This is a genomic window from Chitinivorax sp. B (genome assembly GCF_005503445.1).
GTDB lineage: Bacteria > Pseudomonadota > Gammaproteobacteria > Burkholderiales > SCOH01 > Chitinivorax.
In genome coordinates, this window is record NZ_SCOH01000157.1 from 1 (window position 1) to 1324 (window position 1324).

1 pseudogene is annotated in these 1324 nt (G+C 58.9%); it reads left to right on the plus strand.

The annotated features are described in order from the left end of the window. Positions 1-1324: pseudogene (locus FFS57_RS25015) on the plus strand (hypothetical protein); the annotation flags it as partial.

A 1324-nucleotide genomic window follows, 5' to 3' on the forward strand; every position in this document is an offset into this window, starting at 1 on the left:
CCGGTACCACCTCCAAGTTGCAGGTGGCGGATGCCGGCAGCCTGATGGTGAGAGGCGGGCAGCTGTTCGATGTCGACGGCAATGTGTTCGACCCCACCGGCTTCACGCTCACCACCCAGGCGGGTTTCGTCTATCGCCTGGACCGTGGCTTTGGCATTCGTACCGTGACCGATCCGTTCGGTAACACGTTGACCTATAGCAGCACCGGCATTACCCACTCACGTGGCCAGTCGATTACCTTTGAGCGGGATGGACAAGGTCGTATCACCGCGGTGGTCGATCCGGATGGTAAGCGCCTGCAATATGGCTATGACCCCCGTGGCGACCTGATCAAGGTGACCGACCGGGCCAACCAGGTTGCCAGCCATCGCTATGACGGTCACCATGGGCTCACCGAATTCACTGATCCGCGTGGCGTATTGCTGGCCCGCAACGAGTACGATGCCAACGGCCGGCTGATTGCACAGTACGATGCCTTGGGCAAGCCACTACAACTTGCCCATGCCCTGGAGGATCGTACCGAACGGGTGACCGACCGACGTGGCTTCACCACCACCTATCTGTATGACGACAATGGTAATGTACTGAAGCAAATTGACCCTGCTGGCCGTGAGACCCGTTATGAATACGACGCGCAGGGTAATGAAACCGCGGTGGTGGACGCGCTGGGCCAGCGCACCGAGCGTCGTTTTGATGCAGAAGGCAATCTGCTCGCCGAAAAACTTCCTGGTCAGACTCAGGAAACCGTCAATACCTACGCCAATGGTCAATTGACCTCCGTCACCGATGCCAACGGGCATACCACCCGTTACGACTATGATGGTGGCGCACTCAGTCGTATTACCGACGCCAACGGTCAAACCACGGCACGGTTAACCTACGATCATCACGGCAATCTGCGAACGCTGAATCTGGCGGGGGCGCGTACCCAATACGACTACAACGACAAAGACCAACGCATTCGCGAAACCCGCTGGGTGGGGAGCGATACGTTGATCACTGAGTATGGGTTTGATACCCAAGGGCGAGAAATCAGTCGGACCGTATTGCGTACCTTGCCAGATGGCACGTTGGCGCGCGAAACCAGCCAAACCGAGTTGGACAGCAATGGCCAGGTGGTGGCCGAAACCAACCCACTGGGCCATACCACGCGCACTCAATACACCCCGGCCGGCAAGCCCGCCAAAGTGACCGATGCCTTGGGCCGTGTGACCGAATACCAGTACGATCGTCGCGGCAACCTGCATCTGACCCGTCATCCGGATGGCAGCACCGAAACGGACGACTATGACCCGGTCGGCAACCGGATTGCCCACACCGACCC